The sequence below is a fragment of the Shewanella sp. MF08487 genome (assembly GCF_050848685.1).
GTDB classification, from domain to species: domain Bacteria; phylum Pseudomonadota; class Gammaproteobacteria; order Enterobacterales; family Shewanellaceae; genus Shewanella; species Shewanella glacialipiscicola.
Genome location: NZ_JBOZPB010000001.1, coordinates 267,646 through 290,137, shown reverse-complemented (window position 1 = coordinate 290,137; position 22,492 = coordinate 267,646). Strand labels below are relative to the sequence as shown.

Sequence of the window (22,492 nt, the reverse complement as noted above, 5' to 3'; positions counted from 1 at the left end):
TGAGCTGTTAATCGTTTTTAAGAGATAGCTGAATACGTCTTTCGACTATTTTAGCCATCAGATACATGACTAAATAACCTGTACCTAAGGCTAAAATAACGGCGACGACATTCTCTGTGTGAAGACGATAAAGATAAAAAGTGCCAACCAGCACTGCGATGCCAGCAAGGCGGATCAGTAGGCTTTGGGAAAAATAGCCGTGGGCTTTGATATAGGCCAACTGGTAACCATTGAGCATCATAAAAATAAAAAACATGGAAAAATGCAGTAATACGGGAGCCGCTTTAAGATATTGCTCTGGGAACAACCAAGCAACGAAGGTATTGCTGCCAAGCAGCATTAATATAAAAAATAAGCTACTGACCAATAAAGAGATTTTAATGAGCCATGACTTAATCTGTTGGACTTCAATAAAACGTTTTTCTCGCACGCATACTGCGACTTCGGGCAGTACAAAACGATAAATGGGAAAGACAAAGAGCAAGGTGAGGTAAGTGATCATTGGCCGCACCACGACTTGGAAATCCCCTAGTTCATCTATGCTGAAATAGGCAATAGTCAATAATACCGTGATGTAAATCATCAAGATACTGGCTCCGGCTTCCATAGATGCCGTTAGACTTTTTTTCATAAAACTGCGTAAATCGGTATCAAAATGCACAGCCCCTAAGGGCGGTGTTGCGATATCCTTACGTTTTTTCAAATACATATATAGGGCAATGATGATCGATGATAGCGTCACACTGTAAAAAAGTGACGCGATTGCCGTTTGCTTTAAAGCATAAAAACAGATCAAAAAGCTAACGACTTGCGCAACTGGCTCTAACCAAGTGACTTTGTTGGATATGGCATAGAGCCGGTACATTGCAATTTGATTGGTAAAGTAAACCTTAAATCCCATGCTTAATACTATGCCAACTAATTGAAAATATTCTACATTAAGTTGAAGCGTATGTTTGATGTAAGGCAGAACTAAACCCCATGTTAGCAATACCATAGCAATAAGGCTGTAGCGGAAAATATTGGTGATATCCATATCTTGCTTGGTTTGTGAGTAGGTCACTACCATAGAGGAGCGAAATCCGGTCATGAGGATTAACGACAGCGAGATGATATCGATAACCGTGTTAAATAGCGCCAAATCCGCTTTGGCAACCCATTGGGCCAACCACAGTTTAAATAGAAAACCCACAGAAATACTGACCAGCGATGCCCAGAACCCCGCAATAACTGCTTGCTTGACCCGTTGAAGTGAGGTGTTTTCCATTGTCAAAATCCAGCTGTAGTCTGCGGTGATTATAAGGATGCTATTAAGGTATGGCTTTAGCTCAGATGTTTTAGCTGTGTGAGTACTTTTTGATAACAGGTATCTTATTCGATGCAAAACACTGGATACTAATGGTTTGAATATGCTCGGCTTCAGTACAGGTTAAAACGCTTAGTACTGTCCAAGAAGCTTAATCTTAGTTAATACGCATATTAACTCGCAGAGTCTAGCATTCTGCGAATGGGTGACCAAGCGGAAGATAGTAAAGATATGATTAATATCAACATGTTATTTTGTTGTCATTAACACGCGGTGATTTTGGGGAGAAATACACGTAGAAGATGGGTTATGAAAGCATCATTTGGGATGATGGCACGCTCGAATAAGAACTGAGCGTGCTAGTGAAAGTACAGTTATTAGCCATTTAACCAACGTCTAGTGTGACTATTCGGTAATAATATTGACGATGTCGAGAATTTTACGACTGTTGTTATCGAGTTTTATCCATGCGTCTTCAACTTGAATTCTCACAATGCCATCTCTGTTTAAGGGCTCTACAATGTGGCCGCGATGATAAATATCATATTCGAGCACATCACCACGATGAAGTCTTTTATACCAACCGGGAGGGAGGGGCTTACCGTGATAGACTTTTTTGTAGTGTTTATGCCCATGCCCATTGTCGTGTTTGTGTTTATGCTTATGGTCATCATCATCATCATAGTAGTGTTTATGGCCACTGTAATGCTTATGCTTATGGTCATCTTTAGCAAAGGCAGTGATAGACGTCATTAAGCTGAGCACGAGTCCTGTGATAATAACAGCAGTTAATTTATTCATGTGTGGTTCCAAATACATTGATTTAATGCGGTGACAATAGTGTATTTAAAATGAACCCTAGCTGAACGTTTCTGAGTAACGGCGCTTAATTCAACGAGTAAGCATGAGCACTGCTTGCCATTGTTCAGCTGTTACAGGTTGAATACTGAGCCGGGAGCCCTTAGACACTAAATACATGTCAGCTAATTGTGGGAGTGTTTTTATTAAGCTTAAGGGAATAATGTCATTAAATTTATCTACAAAGCGAATATCAACGCTTACCCATCTTGGTTGAGCGGGATCAGATTTAGGATCGAAATATTTAGAATTAGGGTCAAAGGCGGAACTATCAGGATATGCATGCGTAACCACTTCGGCAATACCAACAATACCGGGCACTTTGCAGCTTGAATGGTAAAAAAATGCTTGGTCGCCAATCTGCATCACATCGCGCATAAAATTACGTGCTTGATAGTTACGTATACCGTGCCAAGCCTCCGTTTGGTTCGGGCAAGCGATAAGATCATCTATGCTGAATTCGTCTGGTTCCGATTTCATAAGCCAGTAATTCATCTTGTATCCTTCTATATCAATTATCAGTAAAGCGTCTGAATCGTGTGAGTTTATCTTAATTTAATGCCCTGCCACAGTTAAGTGCGCTCACTCAGTGCACTGTGGCTTATGTGAATGCGATTAAGTTGCGGTTCAGATAACAGGGTTTAACTTGGGTGCATTGATTATGGTTAGGCCGCCTTTGTGCCGCTTAACTTATGTAGGTCCACTAATGTGTAGCCATCATGCGAAGGTATTTACAAAGGGTAAGCATCAAGCTGATGTTTTGTTAAAGGTCGATGGTAACCAGAATTCATGAGGTCGTTATGGGAACGTCAACAAGAGTGGCTGATTGCGGTTTATATACTAAATATCGCCAGGATTTTACCGCGGGTGACGCCAATATAAGCCATGGTCGCATGCTGGAATTTATTCATGACCTGACAACGCAAGGTTGGCTATTAGTCAATTTTAATTGGGATTATTGGTACAACAATAGCTACTTGGTCGCCAAACCTGACTATATTCGTGATGCGACGATTGTGCAGTGCCAATTGCTGTTAACCGCAATGACACGATTAGAGGCATTTAGCCCCGGGGTGCTAGAAAATATGCGTCGCCAAGGGATCTTACTGGCAATTATTGAGCGATTGCAGAGCCTTAATGTCTTTAAATAGAGCCTGCTGCTGGCGTTGATTACTGATTAATCGTAGATGTTAAGATATTGTATTTCTATGGTTTGTCTTACTCTTTAGTCTAATAATGAGTTTTTTTACTTGTGACATACTCCATGCATTGGTTAGTTTAAATCTGCTAATCATAATAATAAATGCACGGAGGCCTTAATGTCAGTTCCTACTCGCAGTAAAGTTACCAGCCCGCTTAACGTTAGTGAGTTTCATGGCGCTTCATTACCTAAACTTGTAGAAAAAACCATAGGTCAATACCTTGACCACATCGCCGAGGCTTATCCTGAGCAATTAGCGGTCGTCGTTCATCATCAGCATATTCGCTGGAATTACCGTCAATACCTTGCACAAATTGAAGCGCTGGCCACAGGGTTATTAAAACTGGGTATTAAAGCCGGAGATAGAGTCGGTATTTGGTCACCTAATAATATTGAATGGTGCTTAACTCAATATGCGACCGCTAAAATTGGCGCCATTATGGTGTGTATTAATCCTGCTTATCGCTCAGAAGAATTGCAGTACGCGCTCAGTAACGTGGGTTGCCGCGCGGTAATTTGTGCCGATAAGTTTAAATCCAGTAATTATCTTGAGATGCTCTATGAATTAGCGCCTGAGCTAACCTCTTGTTCCGCAGGTAAATTACAGGCAAGTGCCTTACCTGAACTTGAGTTTGTGATCCGCATGGGTGTAGATAAGTCTGTTGGGATGCTTAATTTTAATGATTTGCTCGTCGATGTGAGCGCTGATGATAAGGCGGCACTTGAACGTATCGGTAAAGAGTTAAGCCCATACGATGCTATTAATATTCAGTTTACCTCTGGCACCACAGGCAGCCCGAAAGGCGCGACCTTATCCCATCATAACATTTTGAATAATGGCTATTTAGTCGCAGAGGCGATGAAGTTTACCTCTAACGATAAGCTGTGCATTCCTGTGCCTTTGTATCACTGCTTTGGTATGGTGCTGGGGAGTTTAGTGTGTTTGGCCAAAGGCGCTGCGGCAGTTTTTCCTGGTGAATCCTTTGATCCGCTGACAACCTTGCAGGTGATTGAGTTAGAGTGTTGTACGGCCCTACACGGCGTCCCCACGATGTTTATTGCAGAGCTTGAACACCCTGATTTTGCAAAATTTGGTTTACGTTCATTACGTACTGGTGTTATGGCTGGAGCAACGTGTCCTGAAGAAGTCATGCGCCGCGTGCAAAATCTCATGCATATGCAACAAGTGTTGATAGGTTATGGTCAAACTGAATGCAGCCCGCTCAATCATATTACCGAAATGGATTCACCAGTTGAAAAACGAGTCCTCACCGTTGGCCGTGCTTTGCCTCATACTGAAGTGAAAATTGTCGATGAATTTGGTGAAGTATTACCCATTGGTCAGCCTGGTGAAGTGTGTAGTCGTGGATATTGCATTATGCAGTGTTATTGGAACGATGCCGTAAAAACAGCAGCAACAATAGACAGTGCTGGTTGGCTACACTCGGGTGATATTGGGCAAATGGATGAACAGGGTTACGTACAAATTGTTGGCCGCATTAAAGATATGATTATCCGCGGCGGCGAAAATATTTATCCCCGTGAGATTGAGGAGAAACTTTACACCCATAAAGATGTGCAAGATGCGGCGGTTTTTGGGGTACAAAGCGATAAATACGGTGAAGAAGTGTGTGCTTGGATTAAAGTGCGCGCAGGATCGACAATAACGGAAGCTGATATTCGTCATTTCCTCACCGAGAAGTTTGCTTACTTCAAGGTACCGCGCTATATCAAATTCGTTGAGCAGTATCCTATGACAGTGACGGGTAAAATTCAAAAATTCAAAATGCGTGAGCTAATGTATCAAGAGTTATATCAAGATATTAATGGCTAGAAGAGTTTCACTCGGGTGACATAGGCTCGCTAATAATCACAGGGTACTGATGTTATAAGCCGCATAATGCGGCTTATGTTTTTGCTCAACTGACTCTTTAAAATCAGGGGTCAACGTAATCATCATTTATAGCTAAATCCTCACAGTTAGTCCTAGGTAATATTATAGGTAATATTATTAGTGATCTTCATGTCCCTTCTTTAACTTCATGACTATACTTATAACCCGAGTAAAAAATCTCAACTCATTAAATCAAAACCAATTATCGATAGTTTATATTGCTAATTTTGAGCTGAAGAAGGAGTTGCGTATGGTGCGATGGTGTTTAATCGTGATGCTATGTTGCCCCGTTTTGATAGGGGTTAGTACAACGAAAGCGGATACGCTAAAGCTAACATCTTTACTGTGGCCGCCTTATTCTGGTGAACTACTTGTGGAGCAGGGCGCGAGTATTGCCGTAGCGCGAGCGGCATTAAAAGTGATGGGGCATCAACTGGAGGTAGATTTTTATCCTTGGAGCCGAACGGTTAAATTAGCTTCAATGCCTCACTCTGATTACCAAGGTTATTTTCCTGAATATTACTATGAGAATGACAAATTTATTTTTTCTAAGTCGATTGGTGTCAGCCCTTTGGGGTTGGTAGAGCAAAGATTATATCCAATGAGTTGGGACGTTGTTGAAGATCTTAACCGTTACACCTTAGGTGTAGTAAAGAATTATGTAAATATTCAATCCCTTGACTCTATGATTTTATCAGGAGCTCAATCAATTGAAACGGTCACATCTGATGAGCACAATATCAAAAAAGTGGCCGCTGGGCGTATCGATGCCGCGGTGATGGATGTGAACGTATTACATTATTTACTCAAACAGAAATCTTTACGACCTTTGGCGGATAAGTTGCAAATTAATCGGCATATTCTTGCAAATAAACAGCTTTATATTGCTTTTCGTAATACCGAAGAGGGGCATCGCTGGCGAGACATTTTTGATCAAGGATTAGCGCAAATAGATGTAGATAAAGTCATTGAAGCAGCGTTCTATAACCAGCATTAGTTTTCAATATAAGACGCAATCCACTCTTAAGAATGAATTGCGTGGGTAACAACGTATAAACAGTTAATAAGTTGATGTATCAGACTTTTGCGACTACGGTTTGGCCAATGGGCGTAAGGCTAAGTAAAGCCAGTTTAAGATGTTGGATCCCAAAAGGAATACCAATAATGGTGACAAAACAGGCTAAAGCATGGGCTAGGTGGCCGATGGCTAACCAGATACCAAATAGTAAAAACCAAATAATATTACCTAGCATACCGAGGGTGCCTGTACCCAAATCGTCTCGGCCTGTTAAATGACGACGATTAACTTGTTCTTGACCAAAGGGCCAGAAGGCCATTTCACCGATAACAAAGCAAGCGCGGCCAAAGGGTATACCAATAATGCTCATAAAACATAGGATCCCAACGAACCACCATGCTAGTCCCATCACAAATCCGCCCAGCACAAACCAAGCAATGTTAAATATTAAGCGTAATAATGCCATCGAAAATTCCTTATTTTTATCTTGTAAATCGCATAGTGAGCGCAGATAAATCAATTATGAGTTAAGATAAAGCGAGAATTATGCCAACTATTAAGTATCATTAAATCAATGAATTATAGATATACATTCCGAAGTTTTTGGTCTTTCTCACTAACATGTCGTGAAATATTGCATTTTTTCGACGCATAATTACACTAGCCATAACTTTCATGGCATACAAAGCCTGAATATCACATTGTTTGAGTGTCTTATGTTTGCTAATACCCCAGTCGATATTTTTTCTTTTGCTGACCGAGAGATTTTTCTCAAGCGTGATGATTTACTGCATCCAGAATTTAGTGGCAACAAGGCGCGTAAATTTGCTTATTTTTTAGAACATGACTTCGTTGGTATCAATAAAGTGATAGGTCATGGATCTCCCTTAGCAAACTCACTGTATTCCTTATCTGCACTGGCAAAACTAAAAGGTTGGCAGTGTGACTTTTATGTTGATCATATTGCTAGCCAAATTATTAAGCATCCCACAGGGAATTATGCTGCAGCATTGGTTAATGGCGCCCATATTATCGATTTAAGTGAGTTCATGGTGCAAAATTCTGCCCTGACTTCACAAGCTGAACTTTGTACAGACTCACTCACTAATGCTAGGTTATCACTCGTAGATAAAGGCATAGACGCGCGTGTAAGTTGCCAAGATTATATCGAGACAAAGGTACTCGTAAATGAGCCTGCAGCACTCTTTATACCCGAAGGGGGACGTTGTGCTTATGCTGAATATGGCGTGAGTATATTAGCCAAAGAGATAATACAGTTTGCTCAAGCCAGTAAGTTGGAAGACTTAACGGTATTTTTACCTTCGGGTACAGGCACCACCGCGGTATTTTTAAATCAGTATTTTATTCGTCAACAGACTCATATTCGGGTGATGACGTGCGCCGTTGTTGGCGGAGATGATTATTTACGTATGCAATTTTCGATGCTGAATCCCGATATTAGCGAACATCCACAAATTATTAATACCGGTAAGAAATATCATTTTGGAAAACTCTATGCTGAATTTTATGCCATGTGGCAGCGAGTGTGTGCCTCAGGGATTGAGTTTGAATTACTCTACGATCCTTTGGGATTTATTGTACTTGAGGATTACTTACAGCAAGGTGAGCGAGGCCCGTTGATGTATTTACATCAAGGTGGCTTACTGGGGAATGCCACTATGCTACCGCGTTATCAACGTAAATATGATAGAAAGGTTATTTAAATAATAAACAGCGTCATCATTATTATTAGAGATTAAGGGACTAAACGATTTCTTTTAAGAATTTTATAAGTACGTTCACTGATATTTTGCAGGTTTTTTAAATCTTTTAAGCCAGGTTCAGTATCGCTATATTGCCAATCGCTAATTTCAGTATCGAGCATTTCTAACATTTTTTTTGAGCATCCCAGACACTCACCTTGGCAGATTTGTGCTTCTTCTAAATCGAGGGGGATTTTGTCTTTGATATTACCAATCATGGCTTGCATGGCAATACGTGCCGTAGGTTTTGACATAGAGTTTTCCTGTGATTCTGGGCATACGCGGGAATATTAGTGGATGCTTGAATGAGGATGTGTGATCTAAGTCTGATATTTTCACTTGGTTCGGCAGGTATCTGTGTGAGAGAGATACAGCCTGAACCAAATGATTTTGTCATAGTGACATAAAAAGGATAGCGTGTTCGTGACATTCGGCTATCAATTTACTGAAGTGCTCGGTGTTGCGAAAAGAATGGAAACCGATATTAAATACACTTAAGTAAACAGTTACTGCGGTACTGAGAACTTTAACTTATTTATTAGCTGACAATAACCATTTCATAAAGCTAATGGCTTCTGTGCGCTTAGAAAAAGTTTGTCTGTTTTTACCTTGTCTATCGGTAAAAGCAATTGATGTTTTATTTACTGAGATTGAATCTACAGGGAAGTTTACTGTAATTTCATGTCCATTAATTTTGTATGACATATGCCACACTCCTTTTTGTTAATTCACCCATAGGTGAGATAGTTGTTACTATAAAATATCCTTAGCGATGTGCGAAAGATTTGTTCTATTGAGTATCGAGGTTACCCCATCTTTGATTCATTAATCAAGAGATGCTTAATCGATAAATAATTCACGCTACGAATTATGCCATGGAATATCTTAATTCTAGCAGTTGAACATAGTTTAATGACAAGACTATGACAGCTAATAGAGGGGTAAGTTCACATACATAACCACATGATTTTATGGTATCGAACAACTGAGCTTAGGGGGTTTTGCTTGTAGTAGGCTTTCTTTATGAGGACCGAACTCTGATTGCTAAATATCAGGCTGGGTTAAAAAGGTAAACAACAAGGTGTATCTCAAAACGTGCTGCAGTATATCAATTAAAAAGGCTTATGCAAGTTTAATTATACAGAAATGTCATTATTTTTTGTTTATGTTGACTTTAAGTAAATAAAACTTAGTTATTACTTTGATTTAAAAGACAAAAAATATTTTTCGTGGTGTTTTTTATTTGTAATCTTCATTGGCTAAGGTTCATAGGATGGCTTTATTCATATCGGGAAAATAAAAATCTCATTTGAATAGAGTGTTCAAATGAGATTAATCATTATCTGTGAAACGAGTTCGCTATTTGCTTATCTATTGCGATGTAGTTGTTTACAACGCTTAATCACTTAATAAATCAGTTCACCGATTGGATTAAGCAGTTTACTTATGCCTTTAGTAAAATGCAGTGGTGCATCTAATACTGTGTAGCATAGGCATCCGTTGACGGTTTTCGGTGAATGTTGATGTTGGCCGTCGAGTACAATAAAATCTCCTGGCACATAGTTGCCATTGAGATCTGAAAACTCACCTGCCAATAATAGCGTTAATTCATAACCTCTATGGGTATGTTGGGGAATTTCACCTTGGGCATCAATATGCAGCAAACTGGCACGGGTACCCATTTCATCGACATCAAAACGCATACGACTGACTTTACCCAAAATTTGCCATGGACGGGTTAAATGCTGTCTAAATGCCGACGGTACAGTGTAATGCTGTTGCTTTATCTGAACCGCTAACGGCGCATTATTCGGTATATTTGTCGCAACTGGCTGAGCCATGATATGTGCCATCATAGCTTCAATATCCAGAGTGGAATTTTGAGTGGCAAACGTTTTTGTTCCATCATGCTCATACTGATTGGAATTCGTGTATTCCTCGCTATTCACGCTGTGAGTTTTAGGTTGAGTTAATGCTAAATCTGCGGCTTTTGCTGTTAACAGTGCAAGTTGTTCTCTACAGGTTTCACATAAAGAACAGTGTGCCGACACTGCCATCGCCATTGATAAAGGTAAATCACCACTGGCATGGTTGACGAGTAGGTCTTGAGTGGGATGATGTTTAATCATTGTGTATCTCCAAAAAACTTTTCAACTTTTCCAGTCCTAGCCTTAAACGCGACTTTATCGTACCAATAGGCACTTTTAAGGCGTCAGCAAGTTCTTGTTGAGTGAGTTCTTGCATATAGATACCTTGCACGACTTGCTTTTGTGCTAGAGGGAGGGCATCTAGATGCTTCAGGAGTTGAGCCGTTAGTTTATGATCGGGCTGTATATCGTATTCTGAGGTCGCATCACACAAAGGCCAAATATCATCGCCGAAGGTATCTTCTCTGTTGTGTTGCACCCGTCTTAACATATCAAAACATTGATTGCGCATTATGGTAAACACCCAAGTGGTCACCGCTCCTTTTTCTGCATTATACAGATGAGCCTTGGTCCAAACACTGGTCATGGTTTCTTGAACCAAATCCATAGCCAAGCCTTGTTGATTTAATCTTTGCAAACCAAAAGCGCGGATCTTGGGCATAAAATGCTGGAATAGTTGTCCAAAAGCGGCTTTGTCTCTGTTATCTGCGACTTGCAGTATTAACATCGCCAAAGCATCTACTTGTGACTCTAAGTTTGTGTGAGCAGGAGTGTCGTTGTCCATAGCCGCGTTAGTCAGAGACGTAATGGGTCCATGATACCGATTTTGCCTGCTTTGTGATTGAATATTTTCCATTTTTCGCTCGTATCCCAGTGGCTAATGCTGAGTTTGATATCAATAACGACAATATTCAGAGGCTCGGTAAGCGTTTACACCTGCCTTTGCTGTCAAACTTCCAATCAATACGGCATGGATTACGTAAAGGATCACTCACAGGATTATTTAATCACAGTACGTAATAGATCTCGGGTCATGATGTGATCAGATGTATTAATGCAACTATATTTTTCAGAGGCTTGCACCGGTAATATTTCTAACCAGCGTTGGCATACCCAAGCAATGTCATCAAACTGTTCCGCTTGATAATGTTTGAGATGTTGCGGATATTCTTTGAGGATATTTTGTAACATCTGGCTGAGGTAACGTTCGTCACTTGCAATAGGTGCGGTAGGCCAATTGTCGATTAAGCTGACATCTCCGCGTTTTAAACCATCACTTTCGATACTGATTTCATTAAGTTTAAAGCGTTTTGAACCTTGAATGCTGACGCCTAACAGCCCATCGGCTAAGGTTTCAAAATCAATAACATGTACTAAGGTGCCAATGGGCTGTATGGTTTTGTTATCCTCTTCGAGCATACACAAACCAAAGCCTTGGCCTGACTTTAACGATTCGGCGACTAAACGTTTGTATCTAGGTTCAAATATCCGTAGTTGTGTATAACCTTCGGGTAATAAACAGATAGGTAAGGGGAAAAGAGGTAATTTCATTGTGGCCTCTGGTGAACTTATGTTCCTATCATTACGTACCATAGTGGCAGTTTGATCAGTAAAATTATTCAACAATAGTTTGTCTATATTTAGAGGATGGCATGAAATTAAATCCATTTGAAAAAAAACTGGTGCAGCATCCATTACGTTTTTGGCTACAAAATCATGTTGAAGCACCCTTATTAACCTCGATGATGCCCAAACCTATGCCTTCTTGTGAGCGTGCATTAGAAATAGGCTGCGGGTTTGGTAACGGTATTCAATTGATCCGTGAGCATTTTGGTGCAGGTCATATTACGGCCGTGGATATTGATGCTGAAATGGTTGCCGCTGCCCAATCCCGTTGGCAAGCTCGGCCGCAGGGGGTAAAAGGGCTGAGTTTTTCGGTTGCGGATGCCACTCGTTTACCGTTTGCTAATAGCGAGTTTGACATAGTGTTCGATTTTGCCGTATTTCACCATATTCCAGATTGGCAAGCGGCCATCAAGGAAGTCGTAAGAGTACTGAAACCAAACGGTTATTTTGTGGTGGAGGATTTGTACCGCGCCGCAATTTGTAACCCTCTCAGTCGGCGTCTATTTGAGCATCCTCAGCAAAATCGCTTTAATCACAGTGAATTACTCACTGTGATGCGCCAGGCTGGATTTGAGATTGTACGCGAGAGAAATGCCTTTAATTTTGCGGGTATGGTGTTAGCCCAGAAAATATTACGTTAATTTATCGCGTTAAGAGTGATGGGGTGAGGTTCGATACGCTTTTCTAGGCGCTTTCGTGGATACCTGAATGGATATTTACGCAGTGAGGATCGCGTTTTGCCGTAGAAAAGACATTTTTATATAAAATAGACCTTTAGCATAGTTCCTCATATGAGTTTACCGCTATAATTCGGATTAATTCATGGCATGTGGGGAAGGCTTTCCTCAATAGTAGAGAAGCAGCACTATGGCAAATATACTTGCAAGCGTAGATCAAAGAACCAAACTCGTGGGGGAAAACCGACTCGAGTTATTACTTTTTAGTATTAATTCGACACAATTATTTGCTATTAACGTTTTTAAAGTTAAAGAAGTCGTCAAACTTCCACCGCTCAATGCCATGCCAGGTAGCCATCCACATATTTCCGGTGTTGCCAATATTCGGGGGATTTCTATTCCTGTAATTGATTTACGTTCGGCCATCGGGTTTAGACCTATGCCGCCAGATGATAATGCCAACATGATTATTACTGAGTATAACCGCAGTGTGCAGGGCTTTTTAGTCGGTAAAGTTGAGCATATTATTAATATGACTTGGAGCGATATTTTACCGCCGCCTAAAATGGCTGGTCGTAATAATTATCTGACGGCGATTACACGTATCGAACATCAAGGCCGCTCACAGTTAGTGTCGATTATTGATGTAGAAAAAGTGCTGGCAGAGATTATTCACTATGATGTTAGTTTATCTGAAGGGGTACTCGACGAAACCTTAGCCCATGAAATGCCAGGAAGAAAAATTCTTATCGTAGATGATTCTTCAACCGCGAGACGCCAAGTGCGTGACACCTTAGGGCAACTGGGTATCGAAATTATTGAAGCCTCCGATGGCCTGCAAGCATTAACACTATTACAAAAATGGCGTGATGAAGGTAAACAAGTCTCAAAAGAATTATTAATGATGATTACTGACGCTGAAATGCCTGAGATGGACGGTTATAAACTTACCTCTGAAGTGCGTAGCGATAAAGCGATGGCAGATTTGTATATCACCCTTAACACTTCTTTAAGTGGCAGTTTTAACCATGCGATGGTTGAAAAAGTCGGTTGTGATAAGTTTATTTCTAAATTCCAGCCAGATTTGCTAGTGGAAGTAGTACAAGAAAGATTAAGACAAATTATTAATCACTAATAATGTAAGCCATCAATGATTGACTTTAAAATGGTCGTTGATGGCGCTAGTTTTTTAATCGTTATTCAGGCATTGCCGGTCTGCCAATGCTATTTCAACCAAAGCTTATATTATCCATTCTTAATCGTAGGTCGATTATAGGTATTTCAATTGCAGGTATTTCAATTGCAGGTATTTCAATTATAGGCTTAAGTCGGCCTCTACATCTTGTAATACTTGGCGTTTCATTTCTTTAGCTGCTGCAATATGAATACGGGCGAGCCTTAAGGCGTAGTTGAATCTTGCTCTGCCGACGAGGCGCACAAGTTCGGCAAAAAACTGTGGGTCTAAGGTGAATTGGGTTGAATAGTACTGAATGGCGGCATTGACAGAGTTGAAGGTCACTCCATCGAATTCAAATCCAGCATTGTAGCCTTGGTCGTCAATTTCTTCGCCTTCTAATACCAATGGCCAACTGGGCGCATTAATACGGTCGCGGGCAATTTGATACATCATCCAAGCACTTTTCTTAAAGCCTTCAAATACTTTGCAGGAAAACTCAGACTCGGCAAGTTCTGCTTCGGTCCAATTAATTCCAATGGCGAGATGTTTTGCATAGATACGCATTAGCGCATCTTTAACCGCCATGCGGCAATCCCAAATTGAACTCAGTGTATGTTGTTTGGCTAATCGCAGGCATTCACTACAAGCAGGCACCGCTAAAGAAGGATGCGGCGTATGTGCATGGTGAATGTATTCGAAGTGTTGATGGCTAGGTTCGCCACAAAACCAACAGGTATAGCGTTTATCGAAGGGGATATCAATCAGTGGGATAGCAGACATCAAGGATTGAGTGCCTCAATCCTTGATGTTATCAATGGTGTATTAAAGTGATTATACTTCTTCAACATCAACCAAATCTTTCGCTAAAACAATAGGGTCAAGCTCAAGACAATCTTCGTCAGTTTGCCAATCGACACCGATCAATACACCATCATCGTTGAGATCAGAAACCCAATACTCTAGAAACTCTTCTAATGAGATTGAGACGGGCTGGTAGTCTTGCCATTCATCGCTGCAATGGGATTTTGCTGTCGCTTCGCTTGACCATAATGGCATCACATCTGTGTCTTCAAATTCTGAAGAGTCACAAACGACCCAGCCTTCGCCAGTTTCATCCATTAGACCCCAGAGCGTCTGATGTTGTTTTACATTTTCGATAAAGCCAGCCAAAGCCGTATTGATTTCAGTCATGATAGGTCTCTTTGATGTGTGCTGTTAACAAACCCATTATACGGTAACATGCTGCGATACCAAGGGATTCTTTATTAAGATTTTTCTGCTGTTTGATAACTGAGCAATATACCTATGGTATAAGGTATTTAGCGTGATAAGGATTGTGTTACGCCTCGCTATGGGTCAGGATTATTAGCGAGAGTACATATAGGCTGGTAGATTTATCTGCCTGATGCTGTTTCAAAAGCGCTTTATGTGGAAATTGTCTCTGTTATTGGCGATTACAAATGGTGGCTCATAGCTCACCTTTGATTCGGTTAGCCAAGACGAATATCTCTCTAAGGCCATATCACCTTAATAAAGGTAAATTGTTGTGTTGCAGTCACAACACACTGAAGGTTATAAAATCAAGTATTGGAGTTATTGATTTGATTAAAATTAAAGGGTTAACTTATCTGTTTGCGAGTATTGCTGCTTGCGTCAGTTTGAGCGCTTGTTCTAGTGCGAGTGCGCCGACGGTGAGTGCCAACGCTAACGTAACGACAAATACTACTGAAACCAATCAACTGCCCGATATCAGTGCTAGCGTACAATTGAATGAAGAAGCGTTCCCTGTGTGTTTAGCTAGGCTGCAAGCACGTGCACGTACTGAAGGATTGTCAGAGACCACCATTAATTCGACCATCGCCAATTTACAATTTGTTCCGCGGGTGATTGAGCTTGATCAACAACAACCCGAATTTAGCCAAACCTTCGATAATTATTTTAGTAAACGCGCAACGGAATGGCGCGTTAACGAAGGTCGCCGATTATTGCAAAAACATCAGGTTTTACTCGATAAACTCGCCCAAGAATACGGTGTGCCATCGCAATATATTTTATCTTTCTGGGGACTTGAAACTAACTATGGCTCTTATAAAGGCAAAATGTCAGTGCTCAATTCTCTGGCGACTTTGGCCTGTGAGCCACGTCGTAGCACTTATTTCACCATAGAATTAATGCAAGCTTTAAAACTGAAGGAAAAATATCAGTTTGACGATGACAGTATGGTGGGTTCATGGGCTGGCGCCATGGGACACACCCAATTTATGCCGTCTGCCTATGCTAAATATGCTGTCGATGCGGATGGCGATGGTAAAGCCGATTTATGGAATAGCACTACTGATGCGCTTACTTCAGCAGCGAACTTTTTACAACATTTAGGCTGGCAGCGTAACCAACGCTGGGGCCGTGAAGTCCTATTACCCAAAAACTATAGCTACAACTATTTAGGTGCTAAACAACCTTTGCCGTTATCGCAATGGGCCGCACTTAATGTGACGCAAGCAAATGGTCAACCTTTGCCTATCGTTGATATTCAAGCGGCGCTGTATTTACCTGCGGGTCATACCGGCCCCGCATTTTTAGGTTATGAGAATTTTAATGTGATCATGCGTTGGAATCGCTCTGAGTTTTATGCCATTACAGTGGGTCATTTGGCTGACCGGATTAATGGTGGCCCTGCGTTAACCGTAAGCCCACCTGAACAGCCACGTTTAAGCCGCGAACAAGTTAAGCAACTGCAAGCCAAACTCAATGAGGCCGGTTTTGATGTGGGCAAGCCCGATGGCGTATTGGGGCGTAACTCTACAGCGGGCATTCAAGCGTTTCAGCGTAGTAAAAATATGATCGCCGATGGTTTTCCAAGTCCAGAGGTCTTTGCTGCATTAGGGTTAACGCTGTAATTTAAGTGCACCGGCATGTGAGAGGATAAAAAAGTGGAGTGAAAAGCCCAGTTTTGTTAAGCTCGGCCCACAATTGAAATCGAAGAAAATCAAAGGATATTCGATGAGCATAAAAGACGATATGGTTGTGCAGTTTAACTACACACTGCGTGACGAGAAAGGCGATGTGATCGAGAGTAACGAAGGTCGTGATCCAATTGCCTACTTACATGGCCATGACAACATGATGCCAGGCGTAGAAAACGCCATTAATGGTAAAGCGATTGGCGAGAAATTTACCGTAACGCTACCTGCAGCAGACACCTACGGTGAACGTGTTGCTGATGCTGATGCGCACCAACGCGTATCGGTTAAACATTTAGTCGGTGCAAGCGTATGGAAACCGGGTATGGCTGCCGTGGTCAATACAGACCAAGGTCAACGCCAAGTGACTATCGTTAAAGTGGGTAAGTTTATGGCAACTGTGGATGTTAACCATCCATTAGCAGGCCGCGAACTGACATTTGATATCGAAGTTGTCGGTGCCCGTGACGCGAGCAATGAAGAAATTGCCCATGGTCATGCACATGGCGCAGGTGGTCATCACCACTAGTTTTTAAGCTTTGAACTTGGCTCATATCTAACGCAGTATAAGTTTGATATTAGTTGAATAAGTCGAGTGTAAAGATTGAACAGTAAAAGCCCAAACTTAGGTTTGGGCTTTTTGTTTTATGGGTTTTAACTCTTAACTGTTATCGAAATGGCTAATAACGTCATATATCACTAATAGTTCTTTCTAACGCTAATGGCACTTTAACAACGTTAATGGCTATGTTCGTGCTGGAGTGGTGTGCCTGCAAACATGGCATCGAGGCTTGCTTGAGTTTGTGGATGATAACCGGGGCGAGCATTGAAATAGACGCTTTTAGCCCAGTCATATTGTTCGGTGCTGGCAAGCTTTTGGTATAAAGGCACAACTAAACGCATGCGGCCAATATTGGTTAAGTGCTGTTTTAATGCAGGTAAAACTGCGTAATAGCCATTATCTAATGCGAGTGAATACCATGCAAAAGCGATTTCACTGTTGCCGGTACCGGTAAAATGGAACGCCTTATCCAGCTCGGCAAGTTTAGTTTGGTTAAGATTAATTCTTGGCATTTCATTAATGAATCTTAACCACTGGTGAACTGACCAAGTGCTGGTTTTTAACTCATTTGTGCTGAGTTTTCCTTCAAGCCAAGCTTGTCTTTGGGCGTCAATATCGTCAAAAGCATGGGAGTTTGGTGGTACTAAAAATGACGGTAAACCTTCGCCTTCAATCCAAGTGTCGACTTCGGCTTCGCTGACAATTTTAGGGTATTTTTGGAGTAAATTTAAAGACAAATACTCACGGAACTGCGCTGTGGTAATACTTTGAAACGCAAAGTGATTAAAATAATTTTTTACAAAGGCATCGAAGTGTTCGCGGCCAAATTTCTGTTCAAGAAAGACTAAAAATAACTGGCCTTTAACGTAGGGGACACCGCTAAAAGCCTCATCGGGCGAGCGCCCACTAAGGTCTAAATGCAGTACAGAATCATGAGGGCTTAGCTCGGCTAATTCGGCAAGGAGCCCAGAGTAACTGATCGTTTGCTCCATTAATGCTCGATCGCGGCCATAGAGATCTTCCATAATGCGATTCTCTACATAGGTCGTAAAGCCTTCATTAAGCCAGAGATCGCGCCATGTGGCATTGGTGACTAAATTACCCGACCACGAGTGCGCAAGTTCGTGGGCGATGAGGCTGACTAAGCTTTTATCGCCCGCGATAACCGTAGGAGTAATAAATGAAAGACGTGGGTTTTCCATCCCACCGAAGGGGAAGCTTGGTGGCAGAATGAGCAAATCATAACGTCCCCAACGGTAATCGCCATAACGCTTAGCGGCGATTTCTATCATTTTAGGCGTGTCGGCAAATTCTTGACTCGCCTTATCAATAAGTTCAGGTTCAGCCCAAACACCAGAGATATCATTTAAGGGTGCGAACGTTAAATGCCCGGCCGCAATGGCAATTAAATAAGCTGGAATCGCCTGCGGCATAGTGAACTGGGTTTGAGTGTTAGACAGGGTTTTGCGATCGGCGCTCATCACCACAGTAATGGCTTTATCGGCGGTAATCGTTGCGCTATAGGTTTGGCGCACGGCAGGCGTATCTTGCAGTGGGATCCAGCTGCGAGCATGAATCGCCTGACTCTGACTGAACATAAAAGGCAACTGTTTACCTTGGGTTTGCTCTGGGGTTAACCATTGAATGCCAGAAGGATTATCTGATGTATGGTAATTTATTTTAATCTTTTGAGTATTTTGTTCAGTAAAATTGATAGTCAGCGCCGCACCTCTAACTTCATCTTTTTTAGCTAAGGTGAAGGGGATACTTTGCCATTTACCCGCGTTATCCAAAGCAGTCACGCTATTTATAGTTAAATCTCGGGTATCTAAGATGAGTGTTTTACCTGCTTTATGCCAAGCCAAATCGAGGATAACTTCGCCGGATAAGCGGCTTTGCTTAAAATCGACGGCAAGGGCAAGCTCGACATGACTCACGCTGACCTCAGTGTAATTGGCATAAGTCAGTGCATCTTGGTTCTGCTGTATTTCTGTTTGCACTAATGTGGCAGCAAGCTTGGAGGTTAAGGCATTAGGAGTGTTATTTGCGTAAGCATTGGGGAGTAGTTGCAGGGCAAACAGTAACGCACTGCTAAGGAGGGGATGGCGAAGTGAAAGCATTATTTAACAGCCTAATGATTAAGTATTTTAGTTCGAGTTTAGGACGATAAAAAACCTCAATAGAGGTTGGTTTCTATTCGCCCACGCTATATAGCGCAAAAGTTTACCTGATAATACACACGATTTGTTACTTCACTGTTAGCTAAAATGTAATCAAACTTTAATGACGCAGCTACAGACAGGAAAATGGCGTCGGTAAAGTACAGCAAGTTTGTTATGATGGCGGCGTTTTCACATAGGACGGTTATAAAAATGGTGCTAGATTTTTCACAGGGTAAGTTAATCGTCACTGAGTTCGAAGTGCAAGTACGGCTCAATGTTGCCAGTATCGTACTGCAAGTGAGTGCGGAAGATATTAGTTTGAGACGTCAGCCACCTATGTTAATTGCCGATGGTGGCGGTGTGCGTTGGAGCCTAGTATTAGACTCAAATGCCCAGTTACGGGCGATTCAAAATGTACTGGGAATGGACGCGGAATAAAGTACGCGAGAGTAATATTGCGTGTTTAACGTAACGATTTATCATCATTTTTAGTTGATGAATGTTTTTATCCAATTGGGAATTTTTTAGTATGTCAGTTTCTCTTGAACGTATAGTGGTTGAATCTAAAGTGCCTGCTACGGCCGTGGTCATTTGGTTACATGGATTAGGGGATTCAGGCGCTGGATTTGCCCCCATTGTACCTGCTCTGGGTTTACCGGCCGATCATGCTATCCGCTTTATTTTCCCCCATGCACCAGAGCAAGCCGTGACCATCAATGGTGGCTATGTGATGCGCGCTTGGTACGATATTAAGAGCATGGATTTACACGACAGAGCCGATATGCAAGGCGTACTAGAGTCGGAAAAAAGGGTTGCCGCATTAATTAATGAGCAAATCGCAATGGGTATTGCGAGTCAGCGTATTGTTTTAGCGGGATTCAGTCAGGGCGGAGTAATGAGTTTATTTTGTGGACTACGTTTCCCTGAACCATTAGCGGGCATAATGGCATTATCTTGCTATTTACCGACAGGCGATGTGTTACCGGCTGAACTAAGCGCGGCCAATCGTGATACACCCATATTACAGCAACACGGTTTACAGGATGATGTCGTGCCATTATCTGCAGGGAACCTAGCTCATACCGCTTTAATTGCGGGCGGGTATAATGTTGTATGGCAAACCTATCCTATGCCGCATTCCGTGATCCCTGTGCAATTAAAAGAAATTTCTAACTGGTTACAACAGCAATTTAAAATGTAGGCATATCTAATAGCTGATAAAAGCAGCATGCGGTAAAGTTGTTTTTCCACATGCTTGTTTTGCTAGCGGGACAATCGTCTTATTGTGTTTTTTTTGCTAAGCAACTAATAGTAAATAACTTTAATCAATCTTTGTTGTTTTTTTATTACGTTATCAGAATGTATAAAAATTAAAAGTAAAGCTTATTTTCTGTATAAAACAAACCCATCTAAAATAATGCATAAAATCTCATTCTAATATCAAGTTTTTAATAAAATTGACACATTCTATCTTTATTATTTGTTATTATCCTTGACGCTGAACTTGATGGAGTTCAGTAAAAAAATCATATGATAAAATAATTAAAATATAAGGGTTGATCTAATGAGAAATATGCTTATTAAAGGGCTGGTTGCCACTGCTGTTTTAACGGCACTGGCGGGTTGTAATAGTGATGATGACAATAGCGTTGCAACGACCTGTGCCGAAGCCGGCAGCGCCTGTACGACTTTTACGATTTTACACACTAACGATAACCATGGCCGTTTTTGGGAAAATAGTGATGGCGAGTACGGCATGGCGGCACGTAAAACGCTAATTGACAGTATTCGTACAGAAGTGAGTAAGAATGGCGGGCAAACTTTACTGCTTTCTGGCGGTGATATTAACACCGGTGTACCTGAGTCAGATTTACAAGACGCAATCCCTGATTTTACGGGTATGAATAAAATTGGTTACGACGCTATGGCAGTGGGTAACCATGAGTTCGATAATCCATTGTCTATTTTAGATATGCAACGTCGTCTCGCTGAATTTCCTATGTTAGCAGCCAATATTTACCGTAAAAATGCTGATGGTACTCAAGGCGAACGTTATTTTGAAGCCTATAAAGTATTTGATATGAATGGATTGAGAGTCGCGGTGATAGGTTTGACCACCGAAGACACGATTAAAATCGGTAATCCTGAGTATGTTAGTGATTTAGTTTTTACTGATCCTAAAGTAGAAGTGGCTAAAGTTATTAAAGAAATTAAAGATGCCAAAGCGGCAGACATTATTTTTGCGACTACGCACATGGGTCACTATGCCGATGGACAAAATGGTAGTAATGCTCCTGGTGATGTTGCTATGGCTCGCGCACTAAAAGAAGGCGATTTACAAGTCGTTATCGGTGGTCACTCACAAAACCCAGTGTGTATGGAGCCAGATTCTGACAACAAAGCCTATGCCGCCTTTAAACCGGGTGATGATTGTGCACCAGATAAACAAAATGGGACTTGGATCATGCAAGCCCATGAATGGGGTAAATACGTTGGTCGTGCAGATTTTGAATACTTTAACGGTGAACTACATTTAGCGAGCTACAAACTTGTACCTGTTAACATGCGCAAACTGGATGATGCAGGTAAGAAGACTGCCGATTTAGCCGGTGCTAAAATTGAACCTGATACTGAATTAAAAGAGCTGCTGTCTTACTATCAAGAAAAAGGTCAAGATAAGTTAGGCGAAGTGATCGCGACAACGGATGCCCTGTTAGATGGCGAACGTGCAAGTGTGCGTAATAAGCAAACGAACTTAGGCCGTATGTTAGCTATGGCTCAAAGTGCTAAAGTGGCGGCTGATTTTGGTGTGATGAACTCTGGTGGCGTTCGTGCTTCTATCCAACCAGGTAATATTAGTTATCGTGACGTGCTGACCGTTCAGCCATTCGGTAACATGGTGACCCTGAACGAAATGACCGGTACTGAAGTCGCAACTTATTTAGGTGCAGTAGCAAGTCTTGAAATTGGTTCAGGTGGTTATGCACAAATCACAGGTGTTAAAATGACTATCGACTGTGTGGCTAAAACCGCGACTATTAGCGATATTGGTGGTAAAGATTTTAGTCCTACAGCCACATATAAGTTTACTGTACCTAGCTTTAACGCAGCGGGTGGCGACGGTTATCCTAAGCTAGAAAGCCCAATTCAAACGGGTTATGTTGATGCTGACTTGTTGTATAGCTTCTTAAAAGAGAAACAAATGATTACTGCCGCGGATTATAATCCAGTAGGCGATATCGTTTATCAAAACTCTGAAAGCGTAGAAGGTTGCAAAATTAGCACTAAGTAGCTAAATCACAAACGAGTGATAATCGCGATGGGAAATGGTGTTGATATTGTTAACTTCTAATGCCTAGT

23 protein-coding genes are annotated in these 22,492 nt (G+C 41.5%); 11 read left to right on the top strand and 12 right to left on the bottom strand.

All coding sequences use genetic code 11. The features are described 5' to 3' along the window. Positions 1-7 precede the first annotated feature (7 nt). The 3 genes from ACRN9H_RS01230 to ACRN9H_RS01220 all read right to left on the bottom strand — a co-directional run bounded on the left by ACRN9H_RS01230 (position 8) and on the right by ACRN9H_RS01220 (position 2,659). On the bottom strand, positions 8-1,267 hold the full coding sequence (locus tag ACRN9H_RS01230; RefSeq protein ID WP_432312106.1) for a hypothetical protein: 1,260 nt from the start codon (positions 1,265-1,267) through the stop codon (positions 8-10). Positions 1,268-1,711: 444 nt separating this feature from the next. After that, positions 1,712-2,107, bottom strand: coding sequence for a hypothetical protein (locus ACRN9H_RS01225; RefSeq protein WP_432312105.1), 396 nt, complete (start codon positions 2,105-2,107; stop codon positions 1,712-1,714). Between the two features lie 90 nt (positions 2,108-2,197). After that, a complete protein-coding gene (locus tag ACRN9H_RS01220) occupies positions 2,198-2,659 on the bottom strand; it encodes an EVE domain-containing protein (RefSeq protein ID WP_432312104.1) in 462 nt (153 codons plus the stop codon). A gap of 305 nt (positions 2,660-2,964) precedes the next feature. On the opposite strand from ACRN9H_RS01220, the gene ACRN9H_RS01215 reads away from it, so the two are divergent. From ACRN9H_RS01215 to ACRN9H_RS01205, 3 genes are all read left to right on the top strand, one after another. Continuing rightward, the gene (locus ACRN9H_RS01215; RefSeq protein WP_432312103.1) at positions 2,965-3,315 is read left to right on the top strand and encodes a DUF6508 domain-containing protein; all 351 of its coding nucleotides are present in this window, start codon (positions 2,965-2,967) and stop codon (positions 3,313-3,315) included. Positions 3,316-3,483: 168 nt separating this feature from the next. Further along, positions 3,484-5,199 (top strand): AMP-binding protein, encoded by a 1,716-nt coding sequence (locus ACRN9H_RS01210; protein WP_432312102.1) that lies wholly within the window; start codon positions 3,484-3,486, stop codon positions 5,197-5,199. A gap of 310 nt (positions 5,200-5,509) precedes the next feature. Beyond that, the gene (locus tag ACRN9H_RS01205; protein WP_432312101.1) at positions 5,510-6,256 is read left to right on the top strand and encodes a substrate-binding periplasmic protein; all 747 of its coding nucleotides are present in this window, start codon (positions 5,510-5,512) and stop codon (positions 6,254-6,256) included. A 79-nt stretch (positions 6,257-6,335) separates the two neighbouring features. On the opposite strand, the gene ACRN9H_RS01200 is transcribed toward ACRN9H_RS01205, so the two are convergent. After that, a complete protein-coding gene (locus tag ACRN9H_RS01200; RefSeq protein WP_432312100.1) occupies positions 6,336-6,743 on the bottom strand; it encodes a YccF domain-containing protein in 408 nt (135 codons plus the stop codon). A 250-nt stretch (positions 6,744-6,993) separates the two neighbouring features. Between ACRN9H_RS01200 and ACRN9H_RS01195 the strand changes: the two genes are divergently transcribed. Next, the gene (locus tag ACRN9H_RS01195; protein ID WP_432312099.1) at positions 6,994-8,001 is read left to right on the top strand and encodes a 1-aminocyclopropane-1-carboxylate deaminase/D-cysteine desulfhydrase; all 1,008 of its coding nucleotides are present in this window, start codon (positions 6,994-6,996) and stop codon (positions 7,999-8,001) included. Positions 8,002-8,033: 32 nt separating this feature from the next. Here ACRN9H_RS01195 and ACRN9H_RS01190 read toward each other — a convergent pair whose 3' ends face one another. From ACRN9H_RS01190 to ACRN9H_RS01170, 5 genes are all read right to left on the bottom strand, one after another. Further along, positions 8,034-8,294, bottom strand: a complete 261-nt coding sequence (locus tag ACRN9H_RS01190) for a hypothetical protein (protein WP_432312098.1) — start codon at positions 8,292-8,294, stop codon at positions 8,034-8,036. A 277-nt stretch (positions 8,295-8,571) separates the two neighbouring features. Beyond that, positions 8,572-8,745 (bottom strand): hypothetical protein, encoded by a 174-nt coding sequence (locus ACRN9H_RS01185; RefSeq protein ID WP_006082106.1) that lies wholly within the window; start codon positions 8,743-8,745, stop codon positions 8,572-8,574. 701 nt (positions 8,746-9,446) lie between these two features. Next, positions 9,447-10,169, bottom strand: coding sequence for a ChrR family anti-sigma-E factor (locus tag ACRN9H_RS01180; RefSeq protein WP_432312097.1), 723 nt, complete (start codon positions 10,167-10,169; stop codon positions 9,447-9,449). After that, the gene (locus ACRN9H_RS01175) at positions 10,162-10,824 is read right to left on the bottom strand and encodes a sigma-70 family RNA polymerase sigma factor (RefSeq protein WP_432312096.1); all 663 of its coding nucleotides are present in this window, start codon (positions 10,822-10,824) and stop codon (positions 10,162-10,164) included. Before ACRN9H_RS01175 ends, ACRN9H_RS01180 begins: the two co-directional genes overlap by 8 nt. A gap of 143 nt (positions 10,825-10,967) precedes the next feature. Beyond that, the gene (locus ACRN9H_RS01170; RefSeq protein WP_432312095.1) at positions 10,968-11,519 is read right to left on the bottom strand and encodes an LON peptidase substrate-binding domain-containing protein; all 552 of its coding nucleotides are present in this window, start codon (positions 11,517-11,519) and stop codon (positions 10,968-10,970) included. Positions 11,520-11,620: 101 nt separating this feature from the next. On the opposite strand from ACRN9H_RS01170, the gene ACRN9H_RS01165 reads away from it, so the two are divergent. Together ACRN9H_RS01165 and ACRN9H_RS01160 are read left to right on the top strand one after the other, a co-directional pair. Next, positions 11,621-12,235, top strand: a complete 615-nt coding sequence (locus ACRN9H_RS01165) for a class I SAM-dependent methyltransferase (protein ID WP_432312094.1) — start codon at positions 11,621-11,623, stop codon at positions 12,233-12,235. Positions 12,236-12,461: 226 nt separating this feature from the next. Continuing rightward, positions 12,462-13,406 carry a chemotaxis protein CheV gene (locus ACRN9H_RS01160; RefSeq protein ID WP_432312093.1) on the top strand — a complete coding sequence of 315 codons (945 nt, stop codon included), beginning with the start codon at positions 12,462-12,464 and terminating at the stop codon, positions 13,404-13,406. 180 nt (positions 13,407-13,586) lie between these two features. On the opposite strand, the gene ACRN9H_RS01155 is transcribed toward ACRN9H_RS01160, so the two are convergent. Then, positions 13,587-14,228: a hypothetical protein gene (locus ACRN9H_RS01155; protein WP_432312092.1), complete on the bottom strand. Its 642-nt coding sequence runs from the start codon at positions 14,226-14,228 to the stop codon at positions 13,587-13,589. Between the two features lie 51 nt (positions 14,229-14,279). After that, entirely contained in the window at positions 14,280-14,639 is a 360-nt protein-coding gene (locus ACRN9H_RS01150) for a DUF2750 domain-containing protein (RefSeq protein ID WP_432312091.1), read from the bottom strand. Between the two features lie 410 nt (positions 14,640-15,049). Between ACRN9H_RS01150 and ACRN9H_RS01145 the strand changes: the two genes are divergently transcribed. Together ACRN9H_RS01145 and ACRN9H_RS01140 are read left to right on the top strand one after the other, a co-directional pair. After that, a complete protein-coding gene (locus ACRN9H_RS01145; protein ID WP_432312090.1) occupies positions 15,050-16,345 on the top strand; it encodes a lytic murein transglycosylase in 1,296 nt (431 codons plus the stop codon). Between the two features lie 103 nt (positions 16,346-16,448). Continuing rightward, on the top strand, positions 16,449-16,937 hold the full coding sequence (locus ACRN9H_RS01140) for an FKBP-type peptidyl-prolyl cis-trans isomerase (protein WP_432312089.1): 489 nt from the start codon (positions 16,449-16,451) through the stop codon (positions 16,935-16,937). A gap of 209 nt (positions 16,938-17,146) precedes the next feature. On the opposite strand, the gene ACRN9H_RS01135 is transcribed toward ACRN9H_RS01140, so the two are convergent. Beyond that, positions 17,147-19,090 carry a M1 family metallopeptidase gene (locus tag ACRN9H_RS01135; protein WP_432312088.1) on the bottom strand — a complete coding sequence of 648 codons (1,944 nt, stop codon included), beginning with the start codon at positions 19,088-19,090 and terminating at the stop codon, positions 17,147-17,149. Positions 19,091-19,342: 252 nt separating this feature from the next. Between ACRN9H_RS01135 and ACRN9H_RS01130 the strand changes: the two genes are divergently transcribed. The 3 genes from ACRN9H_RS01130 (at position 19,343) to ushA (ending at position 22,424) form a co-directional block, all read left to right on the top strand. Continuing rightward, on the top strand, positions 19,343-19,570 hold the full coding sequence (locus ACRN9H_RS01130) for a DUF3389 family protein (protein ID WP_076499767.1): 228 nt from the start codon (positions 19,343-19,345) through the stop codon (positions 19,568-19,570). A 91-nt stretch (positions 19,571-19,661) separates the two neighbouring features. Further along, positions 19,662-20,333 (top strand): alpha/beta hydrolase, encoded by a 672-nt coding sequence (locus tag ACRN9H_RS01125; RefSeq protein ID WP_432312087.1) that lies wholly within the window; start codon positions 19,662-19,664, stop codon positions 20,331-20,333. A gap of 363 nt (positions 20,334-20,696) precedes the next feature. Further along, positions 20,697-22,424 carry a bifunctional UDP-sugar hydrolase/5'-nucleotidase UshA gene (ushA, locus tag ACRN9H_RS01120; RefSeq protein WP_432312086.1) on the top strand — a complete coding sequence of 576 codons (1,728 nt, stop codon included), beginning with the start codon at positions 20,697-20,699 and terminating at the stop codon, positions 22,422-22,424. The last annotated feature ends 68 nt before the right edge of the window (positions 22,425-22,492 follow it).